This window comes from Microbacterium yannicii, assembly GCF_024055635.1.
Taxonomy (GTDB): Bacteria; Actinomycetota; Actinomycetes; order Actinomycetales; family Microbacteriaceae; genus Microbacterium; species Microbacterium yannicii.
The window spans coordinates 48,869-72,789 of the sequence record NZ_JAMXMB010000036.1; the positions used below are offsets into that span (position 1 = coordinate 48,869).

General features: G+C 70.9%; 23 protein-coding genes. 15 read left to right on the top strand and 8 right to left on the bottom strand.

What is annotated here, in order from left to right:
• Positions 1-15: 15 nt before the first annotated feature.
• Entirely contained in the window at positions 16-927 is a 912-nt protein-coding gene (locus tag NCG93_RS14745; protein ID WP_194412524.1) for a LysR family transcriptional regulator, read from the bottom strand.
• Between the two features lie 154 nt (positions 928-1,081).
• Here NCG93_RS14745 and NCG93_RS14750 point away from each other — a divergent pair, with 154 nt between their 5' ends.
• From NCG93_RS14750 to NCG93_RS14760, 3 genes are read left to right on the top strand one after another with little or no spacing between them, the layout of a single operon-like run.
• Positions 1,082-1,627 carry a quercetin 2,3-dioxygenase gene (locus NCG93_RS14750; protein ID WP_194412525.1) on the top strand — a complete coding sequence of 182 codons (546 nt, stop codon included), beginning with the start codon at positions 1,082-1,084 and terminating at the stop codon, positions 1,625-1,627.
• 3 nt (positions 1,628-1,630) lie between these two features.
• Complete coding sequence (locus NCG93_RS14755) at positions 1,631-2,428, top strand: alpha/beta hydrolase (RefSeq protein ID WP_194412526.1); 798 nt, start codon at positions 1,631-1,633, stop codon at positions 2,426-2,428.
• 57 nt (positions 2,429-2,485) lie between these two features.
• Entirely contained in the window at positions 2,486-3,373 is an 888-nt protein-coding gene (locus NCG93_RS14760) for an alpha/beta hydrolase fold domain-containing protein (RefSeq protein ID WP_194412527.1), read from the top strand.
• A 25-nt stretch (positions 3,374-3,398) separates the two neighbouring features.
• On the opposite strand, the gene NCG93_RS14765 is transcribed toward NCG93_RS14760, so the two are convergent.
• Positions 3,399-4,214 carry an IclR family transcriptional regulator gene (locus NCG93_RS14765; protein ID WP_194412528.1) on the bottom strand — a complete coding sequence of 272 codons (816 nt, stop codon included), beginning with the start codon at positions 4,212-4,214 and terminating at the stop codon, positions 3,399-3,401.
• An 18-nt stretch (positions 4,215-4,232) separates the two neighbouring features.
• Complete coding sequence (locus NCG93_RS14770; RefSeq protein WP_194412529.1) at positions 4,233-4,787, bottom strand: carboxymuconolactone decarboxylase family protein; 555 nt, start codon at positions 4,785-4,787, stop codon at positions 4,233-4,235.
• Between the two features lie 115 nt (positions 4,788-4,902).
• Between NCG93_RS14770 and NCG93_RS14775 the strand changes: the two genes are divergently transcribed.
• The 5 genes from NCG93_RS14775 (at position 4,903) to NCG93_RS14795 (ending at position 11,336) form a co-directional block, all read left to right on the top strand.
• The gene (locus NCG93_RS14775; protein WP_194412530.1) at positions 4,903-5,715 is read left to right on the top strand and encodes an SDR family NAD(P)-dependent oxidoreductase; all 813 of its coding nucleotides are present in this window, start codon (positions 4,903-4,905) and stop codon (positions 5,713-5,715) included.
• Positions 5,716-5,743: 28 nt separating this feature from the next.
• On the top strand, positions 5,744-6,523 hold the full coding sequence (locus NCG93_RS14780) for an SDR family NAD(P)-dependent oxidoreductase (protein WP_194412531.1): 780 nt from the start codon (positions 5,744-5,746) through the stop codon (positions 6,521-6,523).
• A 38-nt stretch (positions 6,524-6,561) separates the two neighbouring features.
• Entirely contained in the window at positions 6,562-7,437 is an 876-nt protein-coding gene (locus NCG93_RS14785) for a fumarylacetoacetate hydrolase family protein (RefSeq protein ID WP_194412532.1), read from the top strand.
• Positions 7,434-8,303 carry a fumarylacetoacetate hydrolase family protein gene (locus tag NCG93_RS14790; RefSeq protein WP_194412533.1) on the top strand — a complete coding sequence of 290 codons (870 nt, stop codon included), beginning with the start codon at positions 7,434-7,436 and terminating at the stop codon, positions 8,301-8,303. The genes NCG93_RS14785 and NCG93_RS14790 overlap by 4 nt, the downstream gene beginning before the upstream one ends.
• A gap of 306 nt (positions 8,304-8,609) precedes the next feature.
• Complete coding sequence (locus tag NCG93_RS14795) at positions 8,610-11,336, top strand: family 78 glycoside hydrolase catalytic domain (protein ID WP_194412534.1); 2,727 nt, start codon at positions 8,610-8,612, stop codon at positions 11,334-11,336.
• Positions 11,337-11,360: 24 nt separating this feature from the next.
• Here the strand turns inward: NCG93_RS14795 and NCG93_RS14800 are convergent, their stop codons facing one another.
• Positions 11,361-12,983 (bottom strand): peptide MFS transporter, encoded by a 1,623-nt coding sequence (locus NCG93_RS14800; protein ID WP_206687284.1) that lies wholly within the window; start codon positions 12,981-12,983, stop codon positions 11,361-11,363.
• 109 nt (positions 12,984-13,092) lie between these two features.
• On the opposite strand from NCG93_RS14800, the gene NCG93_RS14805 reads away from it, so the two are divergent.
• Complete coding sequence (locus NCG93_RS14805; protein WP_194412535.1) at positions 13,093-14,346, top strand: FAD-dependent oxidoreductase; 1,254 nt, start codon at positions 13,093-13,095, stop codon at positions 14,344-14,346.
• Positions 14,347-14,431: 85 nt separating this feature from the next.
• Here NCG93_RS14805 and NCG93_RS14810 read toward each other — a convergent pair whose 3' ends face one another.
• On the bottom strand, positions 14,432-15,835 hold the full coding sequence (locus NCG93_RS14810; RefSeq protein WP_194413726.1) for an MFS transporter: 1,404 nt from the start codon (positions 15,833-15,835) through the stop codon (positions 14,432-14,434).
• Positions 15,836-15,961: 126 nt separating this feature from the next.
• On the opposite strand from NCG93_RS14810, the gene NCG93_RS14815 reads away from it, so the two are divergent.
• The gene (locus NCG93_RS14815; protein WP_194412536.1) at positions 15,962-16,681 is read left to right on the top strand and encodes a GNAT family N-acetyltransferase; all 720 of its coding nucleotides are present in this window, start codon (positions 15,962-15,964) and stop codon (positions 16,679-16,681) included.
• A 132-nt stretch (positions 16,682-16,813) separates the two neighbouring features.
• On the opposite strand, the gene NCG93_RS14820 is transcribed toward NCG93_RS14815, so the two are convergent.
• Both NCG93_RS14820 and NCG93_RS14825 read right to left on the bottom strand, forming a co-directional pair.
• Complete coding sequence (locus NCG93_RS14820) at positions 16,814-17,032, bottom strand: hypothetical protein (RefSeq protein WP_194413835.1); 219 nt, start codon at positions 17,030-17,032, stop codon at positions 16,814-16,816.
• Between the two features lie 2 nt (positions 17,033-17,034).
• The gene (locus NCG93_RS14825; protein ID WP_194412537.1) at positions 17,035-17,841 is read right to left on the bottom strand and encodes an SDR family oxidoreductase; all 807 of its coding nucleotides are present in this window, start codon (positions 17,839-17,841) and stop codon (positions 17,035-17,037) included.
• Positions 17,842-17,994: 153 nt separating this feature from the next.
• Between NCG93_RS14825 and NCG93_RS14830 the strand changes: the two genes are divergently transcribed.
• The 5 genes from NCG93_RS14830 (at position 17,995) to NCG93_RS14850 (ending at position 23,118) form a co-directional block, all read left to right on the top strand.
• On the top strand, positions 17,995-18,915 hold the full coding sequence (locus NCG93_RS14830; RefSeq protein ID WP_194412538.1) for a cyclase family protein: 921 nt from the start codon (positions 17,995-17,997) through the stop codon (positions 18,913-18,915).
• A gap of 159 nt (positions 18,916-19,074) precedes the next feature.
• Entirely contained in the window at positions 19,075-19,374 is a 300-nt protein-coding gene (locus tag NCG93_RS14835; RefSeq protein ID WP_194412539.1) for a hypothetical protein, read from the top strand.
• A 38-nt stretch (positions 19,375-19,412) separates the two neighbouring features.
• Entirely contained in the window at positions 19,413-20,546 is a 1,134-nt protein-coding gene (gene menC / locus NCG93_RS14840) for an o-succinylbenzoate synthase (RefSeq protein WP_194412540.1), read from the top strand.
• A 144-nt stretch (positions 20,547-20,690) separates the two neighbouring features.
• Complete coding sequence (locus NCG93_RS14845; RefSeq protein WP_194412541.1) at positions 20,691-21,548, top strand: hypothetical protein; 858 nt, start codon at positions 20,691-20,693, stop codon at positions 21,546-21,548.
• A gap of 184 nt (positions 21,549-21,732) precedes the next feature.
• Positions 21,733-23,118 carry an alpha-hydroxy-acid oxidizing protein gene (locus tag NCG93_RS14850; protein ID WP_194412542.1) on the top strand — a complete coding sequence of 462 codons (1,386 nt, stop codon included), beginning with the start codon at positions 21,733-21,735 and terminating at the stop codon, positions 23,116-23,118.
• Positions 23,119-23,130: 12 nt separating this feature from the next.
• Here the strand turns inward: NCG93_RS14850 and NCG93_RS14855 are convergent, their stop codons facing one another.
• The gene (locus NCG93_RS14855; protein WP_194412543.1) at positions 23,131-23,829 is read right to left on the bottom strand and encodes a hypothetical protein; all 699 of its coding nucleotides are present in this window, start codon (positions 23,827-23,829) and stop codon (positions 23,131-23,133) included.
• Between the last annotated feature and the right edge of the window lie 92 nt (positions 23,830-23,921).

The following is a 23,921-nucleotide window of genomic DNA, read 5'->3' on the forward strand; positions in this document are numbered from 1 at the left end:
TCAGGTCGCTTCCGTTCAGTGAAAGGTCGCCTGCACGAGCGGCGACAGCGACTGAGCGGTCTCGCGGAACGACGCGACCATCGGGTTCGGGCTGTCGCTGAGGCTGCACAGGACGATCGTCGCGGGCTCGATGTCGGTGATCGGTATGAACGCCAGTTCGTCGCGTCGGTAGTGCTGACTGGCCGACTGTCCCGCGATGTTGACTCCGGCGCCGGCGGCGACGAGCTCGAGCAGTCCCTCGACGCTGTCGGCGGTGGGTCCGCGCTTGGGTCGGCTGCCATCGGGTCGTGGGTCGACCAGCCACCAGTTCACGACCTCGGTCGGGCCGTTGGCCACGGAGAGGAACATCTCGTCCGCGGTCTCCAGAATCGAGATCGCCTCAAGGCCGGCGAAGGGATGATCGGCGCGCACCACGAGCACACGCGCCTCCCGCCACAGCGGTTCGGCGCGCACCCGCGGCGGCATCACCATCGGCCACGGAGCGAAGACCACGTCGACGCGTCCGCCCTCCAGCTCGTCGGCGACGTCGAAGAAGCCGAGTCTGCGCATCTCGATGCGCGCTTGGGGAATCGCCTGCATCGTGGCGGCGATCGCGGCGGTGGTCAGCGTTCCCGCCCCGGCAGCGACGACCCCGACTCTGAGCACGGGAGCGTCCCTATCCCGGCGAACGGACCGACCCCAGCTGAGCAGCTGATCGTGGTCGTCCTGCACGCGCCGCGCGAGCGGGAGGAGGTCGCGCCCGTAGGCGGTCAGCTCGACCTTGCGCGGGCTGCGATCGAACAGCTTGACGTCGAGCTGCTGCTCGAGCCGGCTGATCTGCTGACTCAGCGACGGGGGCGTGATGCTGAGGCGTTCCGCGGCGCGACCGAAGTGCAGCTCCTCGGCGAGCACGCAGAAATACCGGATCACGTGGATGGGGACATCCATGCCCCGATCTTAGTCTCCGGCTAACGCCGAGTAGGTAGCTCGAACTTCCCCATGCCCGGCATCCTGCGGACACTTGAGGAAGCGGAGCGAATCACCCGGAACGACCGACGCTCCATCTGCCTAACGGCACCCGTGTTCTTACGAGGAGGTAAGCATGACCACTTTCCCAGCCGACGACCCCGACAAGGCGCCCTTCGCCGGAGTCCTGCCCGCGGCACCCAGGCCCTTCGTCCTCGGCAACGGGGAGGGCGAGAAGTCCCTGGTCTTCGACCAGCTGTTCAACATCCTGCTCTCGGCGGACGAGACCGACGACCAGTACGGCGCCTTCACGATGGTGGGCCCGAAGGGCGACCGCATCCCCGCGCACAAGCACTTCAAGACGCACGAGATCTTCTATGTCGTCGACGGCGAGATCAGCGTCTGGATGGACGACCAGGCCGATTACCACAGCAAGACCACGCTCACCACCGGCGACTTCGCGTACATCCCCGCCAACGTCGTGCACGCGTTCCAGATCCACAACACGACGAAGGTGTTCGGCGTCGGGACGGCGGGCTTCGAGCGCTTCTTCCACGCGATGGGCCAGAAGACCGACGCGACCGAGCCGCAGGGTATCTACGTGCCGGACTATCCGACCATGCGCGCGGCGGGCGAGAAGTACTGGACGCAGTTCATGCCCGAGTTCCAGTTCCGCGACTGACGCATGCGCTCCATCCTCGAGGTCGACTTCGCGCAGCCGGTCGGCTTCCGTCCGCTGTCGCTCGATCTGCGAACACCGGATGCCGAGGGCGTGCCCGTCGTGGTGTTCCTGCACGGCGGGGGATGGCTGCGCGGCAGCCGCAAGGTCTTCACTCCCGGCCTCAGCGACGCCCAGTCCTTCGATCGCATCGTGGGCGCGGGCCTCGCGGTCGCGTCGTGCGAGTACCGGCTGAGCGGCGAGGCGCGCTTTCCGGCGCAGCTCGACGATGTGGATGCCGCGCTGGCCTGGCTTCAGGCGAACGGCGCCGAGCACGGAGTAGACGCCTCGCGCATCGTGCTGTGGGGCGTCTCGGCCGGTGCGACCCTGGCCGCCCTCACGGCGCTGCGCCGCGACGACATCCGGGGAGTCGTGGACTGGTTCGGCCCCGCCGATCTGTTCGGGATGGCGGAGCACGACAGTGCCGGATCAGACGGTGGCGAGCCGCCCGAGCAGACGCGTGAGGCGCGCTGGCTGGGCGCCACGGCGGCAGCACTGCCGGATGCCGCTCGCCGGGCCTCGCCCGCGCTGCAAGTACACGCGGCCTCACCTCCGTTCCATATCGCGCACGGCACCGCTGACGTACACGTACCCGTCACACAGGGCGAAGAGCTCGCGGCGGCACTTCGCGGTGCGGGCGCGGATGTCGAGTTCCACCCGGTGCCCGAAGGCCGGCACTTCTGGCAGGGACTGAGCGAGCCCGCCGACGTGTTCGACCCGGCCATCCGGTTCGTTCGGCGCGTGACAGCCCTGACCGCTGAGTGACCGGAAGACTCCGATGCAGAGCATCCACTCCCGCATGACAACAGAAGGAACGATCGCATGACAACAACCCACGACGTCGCGCTCAGAGGCGGCGACCACGACTTCCGGGTGCGGGTCTATCCCGCATCGGAGCCCAACGGCGCACTGCTGGTGTGGCTGCACGGCGGGGCCTTCATGTTCGGAACGCTCGAGATGCCCGAGGCCGACCAGGTCGGCCGGCGGCTCAGCGCCGCCGGAATCACCGTCGTCTCGGTCGACTACACGCTGGCGCCCCTCGACGCCCTCGAAGTGCTCGGCCCACCCGATCCGGACGCCGACATCCCCTCTCCCGAGGAGATCCGGGCGGACATGGAGGCAGCCGGGCCGAGAGCGAGATTCCCGGTTGCCGGCCTGCAGATCGTCGCCGCATTCGACTGGGCGGTCGAGAATGCCGGCACCTATGGCGCGGACCCCCGACGCGTCTCGCTGGGCGGAGCGAGCGCCGGGGCCAACCTCTCCGCCGGCGCGGCGATGCGGCTGCGCGACCGGGCGACGACGACACCACGGGTTCTCGTCCTGGTGTACCCGTCGCTGCACGACGGCATCCTCGAGCCCAACGAGGAGACCGCCGTGCTGCTGCGCAGCGTCCCTCCCGCCCGGCTGTTCACACCCGAGAGCCGGGACGCGATCAACCGCAACTACCTGCCCGACGGCGACGATCCTGAGGGATATGCCTTTGCAGGCGGCCACGATCTCGCCGGGCTTCCCGAGGTGCTGATCGTGAACGCCGAGCTCGACAGCCTCCGGCCATCGGGCGAGGCCTTCGCGGCGGAACTCGCGGTGGCGAGCGTCGATGTCCGCGTGGTGCGCGAGCACGGCGCCATGCACGGCTACCTCAACGAGATCGGCCACCCGGCCGCGGAGCACACGCTCTCGCTCCTCGAGGGAGCCGTTGGGGCGCGGTGAGGCCGGCGATCGGCGCTGCCGAGCGTCAGGTCGCGCGCAGCCGTCGCGAGATGTCGTCGGCGGTCGCGCCCAGGCGCTCGAGCAGCGGCCCGCGGAGCGAGGCCACGTCGTGCCGCGACGAAGCGACCGCGATGTTGATCGCCGCCGCAGGCCGGGAGGCGTCGCGCCCGAACACCGGCACCGACACCGAGCGCAGCCCGGCGGCGACCTCCTGATCCTGCAGCGAGTATCCCTGCTCGCGGATCACGGCGAGGCGCTCGCGCAGGTCCGCGAGCGACGTCGCGGCGTTGGGGCCGGCATCCGCCCCGAAATCGTGCTTCGCGAGGGTGGCCTTCAGCTCCGCGTCGTTCAGGTACGCCAGCAGCAGCTTGCCCATCGAGGTGTACGCGGCGGGCAGCGTCGATCCGACCTGGATGTTGGCCGTGACGAGATCGGAGTTGCGCAGCCGCGCAAGGTAGAGAACCTGGTCGCCGACCAGCACGCCGAGGTTCACCGTCTCGCCCGAGGACTCGGCGAGGTGGCGCAGCGGCTGCTCGCTGAGCTGCACGAGGCTCGAGCCCCGCAGCGCGGCGGAGCCGAGCAGCAGCACGGCGACGCCGGGACGGATGCCGCCATCCGGCAGTCGCTCGAGATAGCCGCCCTCTTCGAGGGTTGCGACCACGCGGAACGCGGTCGGCATGGGGATGCCGGTGCGGTCGCAGATCTCACGCAGCTTGAGCGAGGTCACCGACTCGTCGAACAGGCGCAGCACATCCAGCCCCTTTGCAAGGGCTTCGATGCGGTAGCGGCTGCCGCTCTTGGCCTCGCTCGGGGCCGCATCGCTGGTGTCATCCGCTTTCATGGAGTGAAACCGTATCACTCAGCCGACCCGGAACACCCGCAGCTGCAGGGCCAGGGTGGCGTAGTACCCGACGAGCGCCGTGAGTTCGAAGACGCCGTCGACGCCGAGAACGGCGGATGCCGCATCCCAGTCCTCATCGGAGAGGTCGCCGTTCAGCAGCGCGAGCGTCGCACGGCCGACCGCGCGCTCCGCTCCTTCGAACACGGACACATCGAGCGCGCGGATCGCGGCGAGTTCGTCGTCACGGAAGCGGAGCGCCCGCGCGATCGCCTCGTGCGACTCCCGCTCGAACGCACTGTCCCACCGGGCGGCGACGAGAAGAATCGCGAGTTCCCGGGCGCGATCTGCGAAGCCGGTGCGATACCGGATCGCCGCGCCGAGCTCCTGCTGGGCCGTGCCGACGGCGGGGGACCGAAGCATCGCATCGAACGGTCCGCGCAGCGAGCCGTCCTTCGAAGTCAGGGCGAAGTGCTGGGGACCGTGGGCGCGAGGGCCGCCGGTGATGGCGTCATAGAGCGCCGACTGCTGGGTCGTCAGTTCGTCAGGCGTGAGGGGCTGGATGCGGGCAGTCATCGTCCTGGTTTCGTGAGGTGGTCCCGGACGAGCCGGATTGACTCCTCTCAGCGTATCGGTTACATTCACTTAGCGAAAGCAACTTTTGCTGTATGAACTTGGACCGAGGACCTTCATGACGACGACGCCCGACACCGCCCTCGCAGTCGAGACGCCCGCGGATGTCGTCAACGCCGACTGGCTCGGCCTGCACGGCGCTCGCGTGCTGGTCGCGGGGGCCGGCGGAATCGGGGGCGCGTGCGCGCTCGCCTACGCCCGGGCCGGGGCATCCGTCGCCGTCGTCGATCGCGACCAGCGGGCACTCGACGCCATCGGAGCGGAACTCGCCGCGGCCGACGCCCGTCACGAGTTGATCCGAGCCGATCTCACCGAGCACGGCTCGGGCGAGCGGGTCGTCGCCGAGGTCGTCGAGCAGCTCGGCGGTCTCGACGTCCTGCTGCACGCGGTGGGGATCAACGACCGTCGCCCGATCCTCGAGTTCACCGAGGACGAGTGGGATCACATCCTGCGCGTCAACCTGTCGTCGGTCTTCGGGCTCGCACAGGCCGCCGGCCGCCGCATGGTCGCTCAGGGCTTCGGCCGCGTGCTCGCTCTCTCCAGCGTGTCGGGACTGCTCGCACACCACTCCCACGGCCCGTACGCGGCGTCCAAGGGCGGGATCAACCAGCTGCTGCGCGTCATGGCACGCGAGTGGGCGGCATCCGGCGTCACCGTCAACGCACTGGCTCCCGGCTACATCGAGACCCCGCTGACGGCGGGCGAACTAGCCAAGCCCGGCAAGCGTGCCGACCTCGAGAGCCTCGTGCCGGCCGGACGCCTGGGCACCCCCGACGAACTGACCGGCCCCGCGCTGTTCCTGTCTTCACGCCACGCCGGCTTCATCACCGGCCATGTGATGTACATCGACGGCGGACGCACGCTGGTCTGAGACCCACCGAGACGACAGGAGACCGACCATGGCCCAGATCTTCCCCCGCTTCGCCGGCAAGACGGTGCTCGTCACCGGTGCCGGCACCGGCTTCGGCGCCGAGGTCGCCGTCCGCGCCGCGCAGGAGGGCGCGAAGGTCGCCGTGCACTACCGCTCGTCGCGGGCCGGTGCCGAAGCCACCCTCGAACGCATCCGCGCGGCCGGCAGCGACGGCATCCTCGTGCAGGCCGACATCGGCTCGTGGGACCAGATCAAGCGCATGGCCGACGAGGTCTGGGAGGCGTTCGGCGCCCTCGACGTGCTGGTCAACAACGTGGGCGACGTCTCGAGCGAGCAGATGAACTGGGACGAGCTCACGCAGGAGGCGCTGGACGCCGTCATCGACATCGACGTCAAGGGGACGCTCCTCATGACTCATGAGTTCGGCGAGCGGATGCTGCGGCAGGGCCACGGCAGCATCGTGCAGGTCGGCTCGACCGTGATCGTCCGCGGCTCCGCGCGCGCGCCGCAGTACGCGGCCGCCAAGTACGCGATCCTCGGCATCACCAAGTCGTACGCCAAGGCGTTCGCGCCCGCAGTGCGCGTCAACACCTTCGCGCCGGGCTTCATGGAGACCGAGCGGCTGCTGAACCGCGAGGACTGGAAGAACGGCCGCCGCGAGGTGCTGCTCTCGCAGACGCCGATGGGCGTCATCCCGCCGCCCGAGTTCGTGACCGGCGCGTGCCTGTGGCTCGCGACCGACGAGGCGGCTCACCTGACCGGCGGCTACATGCTCGCCGACGGCGGCTTCAACATGGTCGGCGCGTAGGCGCGTCGGCATCGATTCGATACAGGAGACCAAGACTCATGAAGCTCATCACCTTCGACGGCGGCCGCGTCGGCCGGCTGGAACTCGAGGAGGGCGTCGTCATCGAACTGGACGTCCCCTCGACGCGCGAGTACTTCGAGCGCGGCGGCGACGTGCGCGAGACCGGCGAGCGCCTGGCCTTCGACGACGTGAAGCTCGAGGCGCCGATCCGGCCCAAGAAGTTCTTCCACACCGCGGGCAACTTCGCCGACCACCACAACGAGCTCGCCGCCGTCGACTGGTCGCACCCCGTCCACAAGGGCATCGTCTTCTTCCAGAACGTCGACGCGATCATCGGCTCGGGCGACGACATCGTCTATCCGGAGGGGCTCACGAAGGAGCTCGACTACGAGCTGGAGCTCGCGATCGTCATCGGCAAGTCGGGCAAGTTCTTCGGCCCCGACGAGGCCGACGACTACATCGCCGGGTTCACGGTGTTCAACGACATCTCGGCGCGCGACATCCAGCGCAAGGAGATGGAGTCGGGCGTCTTCTCGTTCTCGAAGGCCATCGACACGTTCTGCCCGATCGGCCCCTGGATCGTCACGCGCGACGAGGTGCCCGACATGCACGAGCTGCCGATGCAGCTGCGGGTGAACGGCGAGGTGCGCCAGCAGGGCAACACCAACCAGACGCGCATCAAGTTCCCGCACCTGGTGGCGTACCACTCGCCGCAGACCTACAGCGCGGGCGACCTCATCACGACCGGCACCATCTCGGGTGTGGCCGCCGTGCAGCCGAACCCGTTCGACTTCTATCTGCAGCCCGGCGACGAGATCGAGGCCGAGATCACCGGCATCGGCACGCTCCGCAACCGCGTGATCTCGTGGGAGGACCGCTACGGCGAGCCCGCCCCGCAGCGGGTCGACTGGTGAAGATCGCCAACCTCGCGGGACGCGCCGTCCTCGTCCACCCCTCGACGGGCTCCGGGACCGGGGAAGCGATCGACATCGCCGGAGCATCCGACGGACGATTCGGCCCCGACCCCCAGCAGCTGTTCGAGAACTGGGAGCCCTTCGTCGAGTGGGCGGCAGCCCTGGAGAGAGCGGATGCCGCAGCCGACGTGTCGTTCGAGGCCGCTGAGCTCGGCGCTCCGGTGCCGCGTCCCCGCCAGGTGTTCGCCATCGGCCTGAACTACGCGGAGCACGCCGCAGAGGCGGGCTATCCGCCGGACGCCCTGCCCGTGACGTTCACGAAGTTCCCGTCGTCGATCGTCGGGCAGGATGCCGTCGTCGAGCTGCCCGAGGGCAACGTCGACTGGGAGGTCGAGCTCGTCGTCGTGATCGGGCGCGCGGCGCACCGGCTGGAGCGGGAGCAGGCCTGGGATCACGTGGCGGGCCTGACGGTCGGCCAGGACCTGTCGGAGCGGATCACCCAGTTGCAGGGCGCGGCGCCCCAGTTCAGCCTGGGCAAGTCGTTCCCGGGTTTCGGTCCGACCGGGCCGTGGCTGGTGACCCCCGACGAGTTCGCCGATCGCGACGACCTGGCGATCTCGTGCCGCCTGTCGGACGAGACCCTCCAGTCCTCACGGACGTCGATGATGCTCTACGACGTGCCGGAGCTGCTCGTGCGGCTCTCGGCCGTCTGCCCGCTGCTGCCCGGCGACATCATCTTCTCGGGGACGCCGGCCGGCATCGGCAACCGCCGGACGCCGCCGCGCTTCCTCACGCCCGACGATGTGCTGGTGAGCGAGATCGAGGGCATCGGCACGCTCACCACCCGGTTTCGCGCTGCCGGCTAGCCCCGGTCGCTGAGCCTGTCGAAGCGCCCCACCACCCGGTCGCTGAGCCTGTCGAAGCGCCCCCCACCCGGTCGCTGAGCCTGTCGAAGCGCCCCCCGCCCGGTCGCTGAGCCTGTCGAGGCGCCCCACCACCCGGTCGCTGAGCCTGTCGAAGCGCGCCCACCCGGTCGCTGAGCCTGTCGAGGCGCCCCACCACCCGGTCGCTGAGCCTGTCGAAGCGCGCCCACCCGGTCGCTGAGCCTGTCGAAGCGCCCCCCACCCGGTCGCTGAGCCTGTCGAAGCGCCCCCATCCCCCTGCGAGGAACCATGACCCCGTACGACCTGCGCGTCGAGTACCGCCGCACGCCTCTCGGGGTCGGCACCCGCGACCCTCGGTTCTCATGGCTCGTCGACCATCTCCAGGAGGCCTTCGAACTGGAGGTGTCCGCCGGCGGACGCGTCCTGTGGGCGAGCGGCCCGGTGCAGGCCCCGAACGGCGGGCTCGTCGCCTATGCGGGGGAGCGGCTCGCGTCGAACAGCGCCTACCGCTGGCGTGTGCGCAGCCGATCGGCCGAGGACGGCTGGTCGGAGTGGGCGGCCTCGACGTTCGAGACGTCGCTGCTCGACGCCTCCGACTGGGTCTCGCAGTGGATCGAGCCCGCGCAGCAGGACGCCGTCGTCGAGCGCTGGAGCATCGTCGACTGGGTCCGCGGGCTCGGCCCCGATTCTCCGCCCGACGAGCGGCTGCGGCCGCCGCAGCTGCTGCGCCAGCGGTTCGAGGTCGGCCCCGGCGTGCTCCGCGCCCGGCTGTTCGCCACCGCCCGCGGCGTGTACTCGGCGTTCGTCAACGGTCGTCGCGCGGACGACCAGGCGCTCGCACCGGGCTTCGACAGCTACGAGCATCGCATCTCGTTCTCCGCTGCAGACGTGACCGCCGCGCTGGCGGAGGGGGAGAACGTCCTCTGTCTGGTGCTGGCCGACGGCTGGTGGGCCGGACGCCTCGGCCTCACCGGATCGAGCGCGCAGTTCGGCACGCGCACATCCGCCATCTGGCAGCTGCACGTCGACTATGCCGACGGGACGACCCAGATCGTGACATCCGGCTCCGACGTGCGCAGCACGACCGGGCCCTGGGCGTACGCCGACCTCTTCGTCGGCGCGAGCTTCGACCGCCGCGCAGTGCCATCGGGCTGGGATCGCCCGGGTTTCGATGACGCCGACTGGATGCCGGTGACCGAAGTCGGCGCCGACCACCGGCTTCTCGTGCCGTTCCGCGGCGAACCAGTGCGCCGGGTGCTCGAGGTGGCGCCGGTCGCGCTCGTCGAGACGGCGGGCGGCACCATCGTGGACTTCGGCCAGGTGCTCGTCGGACGCCTGCGGCTGCGGCTGCGCGACGCGACGCCCGGCCAGCGGATCGTGATCGAGCACACCGAGACGCTCGCCGCCGACGGCTCGTGGTTCACGAACATCGTCGGCATCAACAAGGAGCAGACCGACGTGTACGTCACCGCGGGCGGTCCCGCCCGGGATGGCGGAGAGGGCGTCGAGGAGTGGGAGCCGGAGTTCACGTTCCACGGCTTCCGGTACGCGAGGATCAGCGGACTGACCGCCCCGCTGGCCGCGGACGACGTGGTCGCGGTGGTGCTCGCCAGCGATCTGGAGCAGACCGGCTCGTTCGCGTCATCCGATCTCCGCCTGAATCGCCTGCACGAGAACGTGGTGTGGAGTCAGCGCGGCAACTTCCTCACGGTGCCCACCGACTGCCCGCAGCGGGAGAGGGCCGGGTGGACCGGCGACATCCAGGCATTCGTCGGTGCGGCCGCGAACAATGCGCAGGTCGTGCCGTTCCTCTCACGCTGGCTCGACAACCTGCGCGCCGACCAGCTGCCCGACGGGCGCATCCCGATCTTCTCGCCACGCTCGCCGTTCGACGCCGAGGCGGCCGCGACAGCGCAGGGCATCGGTTCGATCGTCGCCGCGGCCGGCTGGAGCGATGCCATCGCCGTCGTGCCGTGGACCCTCTACGAGCGCACCGGCGATCGCCGCGTGCTCGAGGAGAACTACGACGCGATGCTCCGGTGGATCGAGTACCAGCGTCAGACCGCCGCCGCGGAGCTGCCCCCGGCGCTCGTCGGCGCTGAACTGCCCGCCGCGCGCCGGCGTGCGCAGTCGCTGCTCTACAACACCGGCCTGCACTTCGGCGACTGGCTGACGCCGAGCACGATGGAGGGCCGCCCGACGCACGAGGCGATCGGCATCGCGCCGGCGCTCACGAGCGAGTACCTGGCGCCGATGTTCCAGGCGCAGACCCTGACGATCGCCGCGCAGGCGGCGGCGGTTCTCGGACGGGACGCGGATGCCGCAGCGTTCGCCGCGCGTGCCGCCGAGGTGCGGGCGGCATTCGCGGCCGAGTACACCGACGCAGCGGGCGACCTGCCCGTGCGCCTGCAGGGCGTCTACGTGCTGGCCCTCGCCTTCGACATGGTGCCGGCCGAGCTGCGCGCCCGCACCGCGGCCCGGCTCGTGGAACTGATCCGGGAGCGGGGCGACCGGCTCGACACCGGCTTCCTCGCCACGCCGTATCTGCTCGACGTGCTGTGCGACAACGGTCACCCGGATGTCGCGAGGACGCTCCTGTGGCAGTCACAGATGCCGTCGTGGCTCTACGAGGTCGACCGCGGAGCCACGACGATCTGGGAGGCGTGGGATGCGATCTCGCCGGACGGTGAGATCCGGCCGATGTCGTTCAACCACTACGCGCCGGGCAGCGTCGACGACTGGCTGTACCGCCGGGTCGCCGGCATCCGCTCCACCTCACCGGGCTATCGCACCGCCGTGATCGAGCCCGACTTCGACGCGGGCGTGGACGAGGCCCGAGCGCACGTCGGAACGCCCTTCGGCCGGTTCGCCGTGGAGTGGACGCGCACGGATGAGGTGGCGACCGTGACCGCCGAGGTGCCGTACGGCATGACCGCTCACCTCCGTGCCGGAGGGGTGGACGTCGCACTCGAGCCGGGTCGCAGTACCCACGCGATCCGGCTCCCCGTCTCCTGACCGGCCGCGGACGACCGCCGAACCTCAGCGCACTCCGCGCATCAGCTTGAGGACGGGTCGCACCGACGCGAGCAGGGCGAGGCCCAGGAGGATCGCGATGACGCCGAGGATCGTGAAGTACGGCACTTCGTTCGTGGGGTCGTAGAACTGCGCGAGCCAGCCGGCGATCGCGGTGCCGAGGGCGACCGACAGGAAGTACAGCGCCACCATCTGCGTGTGGAATCGCTCGGGCGCGAGCTTCGTCGTCACCGACAGGCCCGGGGGAGAGATGAAGAGCTCGGCGATCGTGAACACGAGCAGGATCAGCACGATGGCCAGCAGCGGCGTCGAGTTGGGGGCGCCGTTCGCCCACGGGAGGAACAGCAGGAACGCGACGCCCATGATCATCGCGCCGAGCGAGAACTTCACGGGAGCCGAGGGCGCTCGGGTACCCAGCTTCGTCCAGATCGCAGCGAAGACGCCGGAGAGGATGATCACGAAGATCGGGTTGATGGAGTTGACCCACGACACCGGCATCTCCCAGCCCAGGATCGAACGGTTCAGGCGCTGGTCGGAGTAGATGGTCAGCACCGTGAACTGCTGCTGATACAGCGACCAGAACCCGACGTTGACGATGAACAGCGGGATGAAGCCGATGACGCGCGAGCGCTCGTCGCCGCTGATGTGGCGCGACGCGATGATGACGCAGAAGTAGGCGATCGCCGCCCCGAGCGTCACGATGATCACGACCCCTGCCAGGTTGTCCGCGCGGATCACGCCCGTCAGCACCAGCACGACGATCACCAGCAGCCCCGCGATGCCGACGCCGATCGCGACCAGCCGCCGGTTCGCCGGGAGCGGGTTGGCGACGACGCGCGACGACGCGGGCAGCTGCTTGCGTCCGAACGAGTACTGGATGAGGCCGATCGCCATGCCGATCGCGGCCGCGGCGAAGCCCCAGTGGAAGCCGACGTTGCTCTGCAGGAACCCCGTGACGATGGGGCCCAGGAATGCGCCGAGGTTGATGCCGAGGTAGAAGAGCGAGAAGCCGGCGTCGCGGCGCGGGTCCTTGGGGGTGTACAGCGTCCCGACGACGGCCGTCGCGTTCGCCTTCAAGCCGCCGGACCCGATCGCGACGAGGACCAGCCCGACGCCCAGGCCCCAGATGTTGGGGAGGACGGCGAGCGCGATGTGGCCGCCCATGATGACCCAGGCGCTGAAGAACAGCACCCGCTCCGAGCCCAGCAGGCGGTCCGCGACCCAGGCGCCCAGGATCGTCGAGAGGTAGACGGTGCCGCCGTAGGCACCGACGATGCCGGTCGCCGTCGCCTCGGGGATCCCGAGCCCGCCGTCGGCGATCGAGTAGTACATGTAGATGAGCAGGATGCCCTGCATGCCGTAGAAGCTGAACCGCTCCCACATCTCGACGCCGAAGATGTGCGCGAGCGCCCACGGCTGCCCGAAGAATCGCGCGTCATGGTCGGCCCCGTCGTCGGGAGCGGTCGTCCCGGCCGCGTCCGTGCCGCTCGCCGCGGCGACGGTGCCGGTCCTGGTCGCGTCGCTCGCGGCGGTCGCGCCGTCCGGTGGCCCTACGGGCACCTGGTCGGGCTCGCCACGTCCGCGTCGAGTCCTGTCGCCGTCCTGAAAGCCCTGATCACGCCCATCCATGGTCCGCTCCCGTCGCCCCGGTTGACGTCAGGCTAGCGAGCGGGCGCACGAGCCGATAGACCTGTCGACAGAAGCCCGGTCCGGAGCCCGGCTCGGACGACGGGCGAACATGCGGATCGGAATCATCGGCGGCGGCGCGGCCGGCCTCGCGAGTGCGTGGCTGCTGGAACGCGACCACGACGTCACCCTCTTCGAGCAGGACGACCGGCTGGGCGGCCACGCGCACACGGTCGACATCCAGGTCGACGGGCAGGCGCTCGCCGTCGATGCCGGCTTCCAGTTCTTCGCCCCGAGCGCCGCGTACGCGACCTTCAACCGGCTGCTCGACGCGCTCGAAGTGACCCGCGTGGCATACCCGGCGACCCTCACGGTCGCCGGCGCCGACGGCACCCGTCCGATCGCGATGCCGCCGTTCCGGCGTGGCCGCCCGGTCTGGTCGTCGCTCACACCCCGTGCGCTCGGGCACCTCGTGCGATTCCGATCCTTCCTCTCCGACCTTCCGGCGTTCCTCGCCGAACACGACACCACCGTCACCATCGCGGAGTACGTCGAGCGGAGACAACTGCCGCGCTCGTTCGTCGTCGACTTCCTCTTCCCGATGCTCCTCGCGTTCTGGTGCGTCGAGCTCGCCGACTTCCGTCGCTTCGCCGCCTACAACGCGCTCTACTACCTCGGCGCCAACCTCCCGGAGGGCCTCCGGCCGCCGGAGCAGAGCCAGATCACCGGCGGGCTACGGGTCTATGTCGAAGCGCTCGCCGCCTCCCTCGAGCGGGCCACCCTGCGCACCGGCGCCCACGTCGACTCCGTCACGCGGGAGGCCGACGGCGGCCTGTCGCTCGAGGTGGGCGGGATGCGGCATCCGTTCGACCATCTCGTGTTCGCGTGCAACGCGCGCCAGGCGCATGCGCTTCTCGCGCACCGCCCCGAGCTCGCGGAGCTGACGGAGCAGCTCGCGAGGTTCGAGTACTTCCCGACGACGATCGCGATCCACGGTGATCGCCGGCTCATGCCGCGTGACCAGGCCGCGTGGTCGGTCGTGAACATCCGCGCCGATGCGGCGCACAGCTCGCTGTCGATCTGGGACCCCGCACGCGGCCTGCCCGTCTTCAAGAGCTGGGTGACCTACGACGACGTCCTGCCGGAGCCGCTCTACGCCACGGCGACCTACGAGCACGGTCTGATCGACACCGCCTATTTCGACGCGCAGCGACGGCTGCGCCCGCTGCAGGGGCGGCACGGCATCTCGCTCGCGGGCCTCTACACCGCCGACGCCGACTCCCACGAGAGCGCGATCCTGTCGGCGGTCGCCGTCGCCGAACGCCTCGCGCCCGATTCGCCGCGTCTCGCCCTGCTGAGAACGTGACGCACGCCCCCCTGTAGCGGGCGCGGCAGTTTCGTGCGAGCGCGCCATCGTGTGTCGCAGCGGTCGCAGCGAAGTGCCGCGCTCGCTACTCGCGCAGGGACGGATGCTGCTCCTGGGGCGCGTGATGGCGCGGGATGAACAGGGCCACCATGAGGGCGACGATCGCGGCGGCCCCGCCGAGGATCAGCGACAGCGTGAAGCCGGTGGTGGTAGGGACCGGCATCCCCTCGAAGTCGACGGTGTAGGTGGCGAGCACCGCGCCGATCACGGCGGCCGCCGTGCTGGTGCCGAGGGAGCGGAACAGGGCGTTGAGACCGTTCGACGCGCCGGTCTCGCTCTGCGGCACCGAGCGCATGATCAGCATCGGCATCGAGGCGTATCCGAAGCCGATGCCGGCGCCGATGAGGATGTTCGCGACGAGGATGTGCCACACCTCGGAGGAGAACAGCAGCGTGAAGCCGTACGCGGCGATCAGCGAGAGCGCGCCGAGCAGCAGCAGGAGCTTCGGTCCGGTGCGGAACGCGATGCGACCGGCGATGGGCGACAGCACCATCATGACCAGCCCCGACGGCATGACGATCAGACTGGCGACCAGCAGAGACAGCCCGAACCCCGCCCCCGTCGCGACCGGCAGCTCGAGCATCTGCGGGTACACGACGTTCGAGGCGAACAGCGAGAACCCCATCGCCACCGACGCGATGTTCGTGAGCAGCACCGCGGGCCGGGCGGCGACGCGCAGGTCGAGCAGCGGCTCGTCGATGCGCAGCTCGAACCAGCCCCAGAGCAGGAGAACGACCAGGCCGCCGAGCCCGCACACCAGCACCGGCGGCGATCCCCAGCCCCATTCGTTGCCGCGCGAGATCGCCAGCAGGAGGCCGATGAGGCCGACCGCGAGTCCTGAGGCGCCGACGTAGTCGAACCGGCCGGCGGTGCGCAGGACGCTCACCGGCACGATCCAGAGGACGAGCGCGAACACGACGACGCCGAGCCCCGCCGCCATCCAGAACAGCAGATGCCAGTCGCTCCGCTCGGTGATGAGCGCGCTGATCGGCAGGCCGAGCGCACCGCCGACCCCGAGCGTCGCGCTCATGAAGGCGATCGCGGAATCGACGCGGTCCTCGTGCAGCACGTCGCGCATGATCGAGATGCCCAGCGGCACCACGCCGACGATGGCGCCCTGCAGTGTGCGCCCCACGATGATCCCGACGATGCCCGGCGACAGCGCCGCGACGACGGAGCCGGCGACCATCACCGCGACGAGCACGAGCACGATGCGGCGCTTGCCGTACATGTCGCCGAGTCGCCCCGAGATCGGGGTGATCACCGCCGCCGCGAGCAGCGTCGACGTGACCACCCACGCGGTGTCCTCGCGGCTCGAGTTCAGCAGCTCCGGCAGCTTCGACTGGATCGGCACCATGAGCGTGAACATGAACGACGAGCACAGGCCCGCGACCGCCAGCACGGCCACGATGGCGCCCTGACGCGGCATCCGGGTGAGTCGTCTTCTCGCGTCCTCATCACCCGTGCCCATCGCTTCAGGCTATCGGCGCTCCGGCCTTCGGGATCCGGGCCGCGAAGGTGCAGCCGGACGGACGCGCCGGAGTACCGTGATGGCATGGCCGAGACCGCGACGCCGCCGGGCATCCACATCCGCCCGCTCGACACCGTCGAGGAGGTCCACCGCGCCTCCGACGTCCTCGCCGAGGTCTGGGGCGGCGACCGCGGCGGGATGCCGCCGAACCTGCTGCGGGCATTGGCGCACTCCGGCAACTACGCGGTCGGCCTGTACGACGGGGATCACATGGTCGGGGCATCCGTCGCGTTCTTCGCGGTTCCGGCCGCGCGCTCGATGCACAGCCACATCACCGGGGTGCTGCCCGGCCACCAGTCGCACGGCCTCGGCCGCGTGCTCAAGCAGCACCAGCGGGAGTGGGCGCTCGCCCGCGAGGTGGGGAACATCACCTGGACGTTCGACCCGCTGGTCGCCCGCAACGCGCACTTCAACCTGCGCGTGCTCGGCACGCGGGTCACCGAGTACCTCGTGAACCACTACGGACCCATGGACGACGGCGTCAACCGCGGCGACGAGACCGACCGCATCATGGTGTCGTGGGCGCTCGCCGCGCCGCCGGTGCCCACGCCCGACGACGAGCGGGTGGTCGCGTCGGTCGAGATCCCGCGCGACATCGAGACCCTGCGCCGGGAGACGCCAGTGGATGCCGCGGTCTGGCGCTCACACGTGCGCAACCAGCTGGTCGGGCACCTGGCCGACGGTCTGGTGATCGGCGGCTTCGACGATGCGCGCGGGTACCTGCTCGTCCGGCCCGACCGCTGATCCCGCGCGCTCTACCCACGCTCGTTGAGCAAGTGAGGCGGCCCCGCCCACCGGTCGTTGAGCGAGTGAGCGCCAGCGAGCGAGACGAAACGCCTCGAGCACACCGAAGACGCTTCGTCTCGCTTCGCTCCTTCACCGATCGGATGGCTCCTTCGTCGGGTCGCCGGGCCGCACGTCGGCGTCGTCGCGGATGTCGATGCGCGTGACGCCGTCGCGGTGCGTCACGTCGATCCGCGGGTCGGCGTCGGACTCGACCGCGTCCGGCGCGGACGTGAGCTGATCGCGCCGCTTCTCTTCGTCGGTCATGCCGGTCGAATCGGTCTGCTCGTGCTCGTCGTTGTGCTCGTCCATGGTCATCCCTCTCGCCATTCGTCGCTCTTCAGATGCGAACCGGCCTGTGGGCCCATCTGCAGCATCCCGCCGTCGACGGTCCAGCTCGCCCCCGTCACATAGCTCGCGCTCGGCGAGGCGAGGAACGCCACCACCGCCGCGATCTCGTCGGGCTTTCCGGGTCGGCCCAGCGGGATGCCGGGGCGACGGGTGTTCTCGGCGTCCTCGGGGTCCTGGTTGGTCAGCGGCGTCGCGATCTCACCCGGGGCGACGGCGTTGACGGTGATCGCGTGCTGCCCGAGCTCCTGGGCCATCGTCTCGATGAGACCGCCCAGGCCGTGCTTGGCGGCGACGTAGGCGGCCGATCCGACGCGCGGCTGGGTCTCGTGCACGCTCGTGATCGCCACCAGGCGCCCGCCTCGGCCGGAGCGCACCATATGCCGCGCCGTCGCCTGCAGCCCGGCGAAGGCGCCGTCAAGGTTGAGCGCGACGACCTGACGCCAGTCATCGATCGAGAGGTCCAGGAACGGCCCGCCCGATCCGCCTCCGGCATTGTTGACGAAGACGTCCAGGCCGCCGAGCCGCTCGACGAGGCCGTCGATGGTGCCGGCGACCTCGTCCAGCGCGGTGGCGTCGAAGCGGGCGACCTCGGCGCGGCGACCGCGTTCGCGCACGCCGGCGGCGGTGCGCTGCGCCCCCTCCTCGTCGCTGTGCCACGTGATGCCGACGTCCAGTCCGGCATCCGCCAGTGCCAGCGCGGTCGCCTGTCCGATGCCGGAGTCCGATGCGGTCACGATCGCGTGCCGCGGTGCGAAGTCGAAAGTGTCCATGTGCCCGACGGTACGAGGACCGCACCGCTCCGGGCACGGGGTTGCATGCCCCGAGCGGCCCCGCTAGAGGCACCGTCGGTTCGACCGGAATCCGACGGACGATGGCGGTCGCAAGCGACGACCGGCGGATGCCCCGGCCCTAGGCTCGCTCGCATGCCCGAGTATCGCGCCCACTTCGATTTCGACATCAGCTTCGCCAACGGGGGCGGCCTCGCCGGCACCGGATTCCGGCTGGACCTGCCCACCGGCGACGTCTCCGAGGACGAAATCGCGCGCCTGCTGGTCGCGCATCTCGGGCTCGCACTCGTCGACGAGGTCGCGCTGCGCGGACTGCGCGTCGTCGAGGAGCCGCATCGCGGCAGCCGCGGCGTCGAGAAGGCGGCGGACGCCGAGGCTCCGAGCAGGCGCATCATCGACCTCAGCCACACCATCCGGGCCGGGCTGGTGACCTACCCCGGGCTGCCCGCGCCGACGATCACGCCGCATCTGACCCGCGAGGACTCACGCGCGCGCTACGCTCCCGGCACCGAGTTCGCGATGGATGTCATCCACATGATCGGCAACACCGGCACCTACCTCGACTCCCCGTTCCACCGGTACGCCGACGGACGCGACCTCGCGGGGCTCGACCTGTCGTCGCTGGTGGGCCTTCGCGCCGAGGTCTTCCACCTCGAGGATGCATGGGATGGCTCGCGCCGCGGCATCCGTTCGGCCACGCTCGCCGATCACGACGTGCGCGGAGCGGCAGTGCTGCTGCACACCGGCTGGGACCGCTGGTTCGGCCGTCCGGAGTACGGTGCCGGCGCGCCGTTCCTGACCGGCGAGGCGGCGCAGTGGCTCATCGATGCGGGTGCGGTGCTGGTGGGCATCGACTCGCTCAACATCGACGACACCGAGTCGGGAGGCGAGCGGCCGGCGCACAGCCTGCTGCTGGATGCCGGAGTGCATGTCGTCGAGCACCTCACCCGCCTGGAAGAGCTGCCGCCGCGCGGCGCGCGCTTCACGGCGGCCCCGCCTGCCGTCGAGGGCTTCGGCACGTTCCCCGTGCGCGCCTTCGCCGAGATCCCCGCCTGACGACGGCTGCGGCGGGGCGCGGCACGGCGGCCACGACGGCGTCCGTTCTCTCCCCCCGCCGCGGCCCGGAATCGCCGCGGGACAGCCCCCACCGAACGTGGATCCGCCGGGGGGCTGCCCCCCGATTCCGATGTCGGACCCTGCGCCTAGCGTGAGGTCATGGACGGGTTCGAGGGAGAGCGCATCGACGGCGTGAAAGTGACGCCGGTCGTCCACGAACTTGTGCCCGTGGCTGAGCCCGCGCTGTATCAGCGGCACCCTCGCCATCTCTTCTCCTTCGAACGAGGAGAGAGCATGCGCGAGCACATCGAGACCCTGATCGTCGCCCTGGGCGACCTGATGCGAAACCCCCCACAGCACGCCGCCCCGGCAGAGCCGCGCAGCCGCCGCCCGCGGCGCGCACGGTCGACCTATGTCGCCGTGCGACGCGAGATCCCCGACGCGCGCTTCGCCCACTGACGCCTGGCCACGACGGCGGCCGGGCGTACGCTGAGCGCATGCCCATCGCCCGGCCGGCGGCATCCGTCGCCCTCGAAGGATTCGAGCTGCGGGTGCTGCACCTGCCGCTCGTCGCCCCGTTCACGACGTCGTTCGGCACCGAGACCGTGCGAGAGGTCATCCTGGTCCGCGCGCTCACGGGCGATGGGGACGGCTGGGGCGAGATCGTCACGCAGGCCGATCCGCTGTACTCCAGCGAGTACACGCAGGGCGCGTGGGATGTCGCTCTGCGCTTCCTCGTGCCGGCGCTGCTGGATCGGGGAAGCCTTGCGCCGGAGGAGGTCGCGGGTGCGCTCGAGCCCTTCAAGGGCCACCGCATGGCGAAGGCGGGGCTCGAGCTGGCGGTGCTCGACGCCGCCCTGCGCGCGGAGGGGCGCAGCTTCGGCGAGTACGTCGGCGCGGTGCGCGACCGCGTGCCCAGTGGGGTGTCCGTGGGCATCCAGCGCGATCCCGCGGCCCTTGTGGACACGGTGCGCGGCTACCTCGACGAGGGGTACGTGCGCATCAAGATCAAGATCAAGCCCGGCCGCGACGTCGCCGATACGGCCGCGGTGCGCGACGCCTTCGGCACGATCCCGCTGCAGGTCGATGCGAATTCGGCCTACACGCTGGCGGATGCCGACACCCTGGCCGAGCTCGACCGCTTCGACCTGCTGCTGATCGAGCAGCCGCTGCAGGAGGACGACCTCGTCGACCACGCGACGCTCGCCCGGCGGCTGCGCACCCCGGTGTGCCTGGACGAGTCCGTCGTCTCCGACAAGGCGGCGGCCGACGCGCTCGCGCTGGGCTCGGCATCCGTCATCAACATCAAGGCCGGCCGCGTCGGCGGCTACCTCGAGGCCGTGCGCATCCACGACCGCTGCCTCGCCGCGGGCGTGCCGGTGTGGTGCGGCGGCATGCTCGAGACCGGCATCGGCCGTGCGGCGAACGCCGCGCTGGCCGCGTTGCCGGGCTTCACGCTGCCCGGCGACGTGTCGGCGTCGAGCCGGTTCTATACGCGCGACATCGTGACCGAGCCGGCCGTGCTCGACGACGGCCACGTGCGTGTGCCGACGGGCCACGGCTTGGGAGTCGAGATCGACCCTGTCGCGCTCGACGACTTCACCGTCGTCCGCGAGACCCTCACCCGCTAGGCCGCGGGAGTCCGACCCATGCCCGTCATGCGTACCGATCTCAGGAGCGATGGGCGACGGATGCCGCGCCCCGCCGACTCTGCGGGCGCGCAGCCTGCGCCGGTCCTGAGAACGGTACGGGGCACGAGGTCGATCCGGGCCGCAGTGGCCGGGGCGGTGGTCGCCGCGGGGCTCGTGTTCTCGGGCTGCGCCGGACCGCCCGCACCGGTCCCCGACCCGGCGCCGACCCTGCCGGCGGGCGTCACCGTCGAGCTCGCGCAGCTCCGCGCCGATGTGGGACCGCGGCAGGCGCAGGTGCGCGTGACGAACGGATCCGACACCGCGATCGCGGTGGGGGAGGTGCGGGTCGAGGATCCTCGGCTCGCCGGCCCGGCGACACGGGTGGTCGCCGATCGCACGAGCACGATCCCCGCGGGCGGTTCCGTGGACATCCGCGTGCAGCTGCCGCCCGTCGCGTGCCCGGCGGCCGACGAGGGCGAGGGGACGGTGGCGCTCGAGATCGTCTCGGACTCACGCACGGCCGAGGCGACGGCATCCGCTCCCGATGCGCTCGGGTTCCTCGAGCGCCTGCATGCCCGCGAGTGCCTGATGGAGCGGGTGATGGATGCCGCGACACTCTCGTTCACCGGGTTCGAGCCGTCGCCGCCGGGCCAGCCCGCCGCGCTGGCGCTGACCGTCACTCCCACGGGGAGGGGTGCGGTCACCGTCGTCGGGGTGGAGGGCACGAACCTCCTCAGCTTCGCGGGGGTGCCCCCCGAGGAGGATCTCTACTCGCTCGACCTGGACATCGCCGCCGCGAAGGCCGATCCCATCGTGCTCGAGCTTCCGCTCGCGCCGTTCCGCTGCGATCCCCACGCCGTGCTGGAGGACAAGCGCGGCACGATCTTCGACGTGCGGGTCCGTCTCGACGGCGAACCCGGCGAGTTCGAGCTGTTCGTCGGGGAGGAGATGCGCGCGCGGATCCTCACCTGGGTCGGCGACTGGTGCCGGTTCGGCAGCTGACCAGCGCGAAGGGATGCGATGCGCACCCGTGGCCAGGCCTTCGCCGGGGGCGGCGGGCTCGGGGCGCAGCATCGGGTTCGGGGCGCGTGGTATCCGTTCGGGGCGCTTCGTGTCCGCCCCGAGGAAACGGCATCCGCCCCGAACCCGCGGGGGCGCTGCGTGCACCGGTGCGTAGGCTGACCGCATGGCCCAAGGAAGCGCCGCTCCCCCCGACGACCCGGCCGCCGCCTCGCGCGGCATCTCGCGCCGGGCTCAGTCCGACATCTACCGCGCCGGCATCAGCGGCACCCGTCCGCGCGTTCCCGTCGACGCCGCGGCGCTCGAAGCCTCCGCCCGCAAGGCGCTGAGCGCGGAGGCATTCGCGTACCTCGCCGGGGGCGCCGGCGCCGAGCGCACGGTCGCCGCCAACCGCGCCGCCTTCGGCCGCTGGCAGGTCTGGCCGAGACCGCTGAGGGACGTGTCGTCGCGCGACCTGTCGATCGAGTTCCTCGGCGTCCGCCGCCCGACGCCGCTCCTGCTCGCCCCGCTCGGCGTCATGGAGCTCGCCCATCCCGACGCCGACCTCGCCGTGGCGCGGGGCGCGGCATCCCACGGCGTTCCGTACACCCTCTCGAACCAGGCGTCCTTCTCGATGGAGGAGGTGCGAGACGCGGTGCCGACCGCACCCCGGCTGTTCCAGCTCTACTGGTCGGCCTCCGACGAGCTGAACGCGTCGCTGCTGCGGCGGGCCGAGGCATCCGGCTGCGAAGCGATCGTCGTGACGCTCGACACCCACCTGCTCGGCTGGCGCACCCGCGACCTGGACCTCGCGTACCTGCCGTTCACGCGTGCCATGGGCATCGCGCAGTACACGAGCGACCCCGTGTTCCGGCAGCTGGTGCGCGAGCGCTCGCGTGCTGCGGCGGCGGCCACTTCGACAGGCTCAGCCATCGCGAGGGACGGAACGGATGCCGCGGCCGGCGCCGCCCCGGCGGTCAGGCTCACTCCGAAAGCCGTGGCCGCCGGGGTGCGCATCGCCCGCAAGGGCGCCGCGCTGACGGGCTCGACCAGCATGCGCGAGAACCTGCGCTCGCCGCTGCCGCGCGCCGCGGTCGAGACGTTCCTCGACGTCTTCTCGACACCCGCGCTGACGTGGGACGATCTGGCCAAGGCTCGGCGGTGGACGTCGCTGCCGATCATCCTGAAGGGCATCGTCCACCCGGACGACGCGATCCGCGCCCTCGATGCGGGGATGGACGGCATCTGGATCTCGAACCACGGCGGACGCCAGATCGACCAGTCGGTGCCGACACTCGAGGTGCTGCCGACGATCGCCGAGCGCGTGGCGGGCCGGGTGCCGATCGTCTTCGACTCGGGCGTGCGCCAGGGCTCCGACGTCTTCATCGCGCTGGCTCTCGGTGCGACCGCCGTCGCCCTCGGCCGTCCGTACGCGTACGGGCTCGGCATCGCCGGCGAGGCGGGTGTGGCCGAGGTGCTGCGCAACGTCCTCGCCGAGCTGGACATCACGCTCGGCCTTGCCGGGTTCACCTCGATCGCCGATGTCGACCGGCGGGCGCTGCGCGAGGTCTGAGCCGCGGTCCGGTCAGCGCGGGCGGCCGTCCGCCGTGAAGCCGAAGACCGGCACGGCGCCCGCGGGCTCGGCGACGGGCAGCGCGTCGTGCGCCGCGTCGGGTGATCCGGGGAAGAGGATCGCGGTCAGCGCATCGGCGTCGCCGTCCTGACACGCCGTCTCGGCGTGCACGCCGATCGCGTCGGCGGCGGCCTCTCCATCCCGCACCTCGACGACGAGCGAGGCGATGGCGAAGGCGGGACTGGATGCCTCGACCACGACGATCCCGTCGCCGGAGGCTTCCGCATCCGTCGTGGTCCAGCCCCGCGCGGTCAGCCAGCGCGCGAGGTGGTGCGCGGTCGACATCGCGTCGGCGTCGAGGGTCCAGCCCTCCGGTGTGGTGCGGCCCATGATGAAGGAGTACCCGCTGCCGCAGTCGACCGGGGCGTCGCCGTACTCCTGCACCTGCCAGTCGCCGTCGTAGAGATGCAGCTGCACGGTGCCGACGGCCGACTTGAAGAGCAGGTTGGTCTGGCGCGCGGCGTCGTAGAGGTCGTCGTCCGTCGCGCCGCTCGTCGTACAGCCCGCCAGGGCGCCCACCAGGGCGAGTCCCGCGGCGACGGCGGCCCACCGCTGGCCGCACCTCGGCGTGCGCCGCTGCCCGCACCTCGGCGTGCGCCGCTGCCCGCACCTCGGCGTGCGCCGCAACGGGGTGGGAGTCTGCTCGATCATCGCTGTTCCTCCGATCGACGGGTCCAGGCTATGCCGCGGCCGTCGCGGCCGGGGGTCGGCGTCTGTGCGGGCGGGGTGCGGGGCCGTAGGCT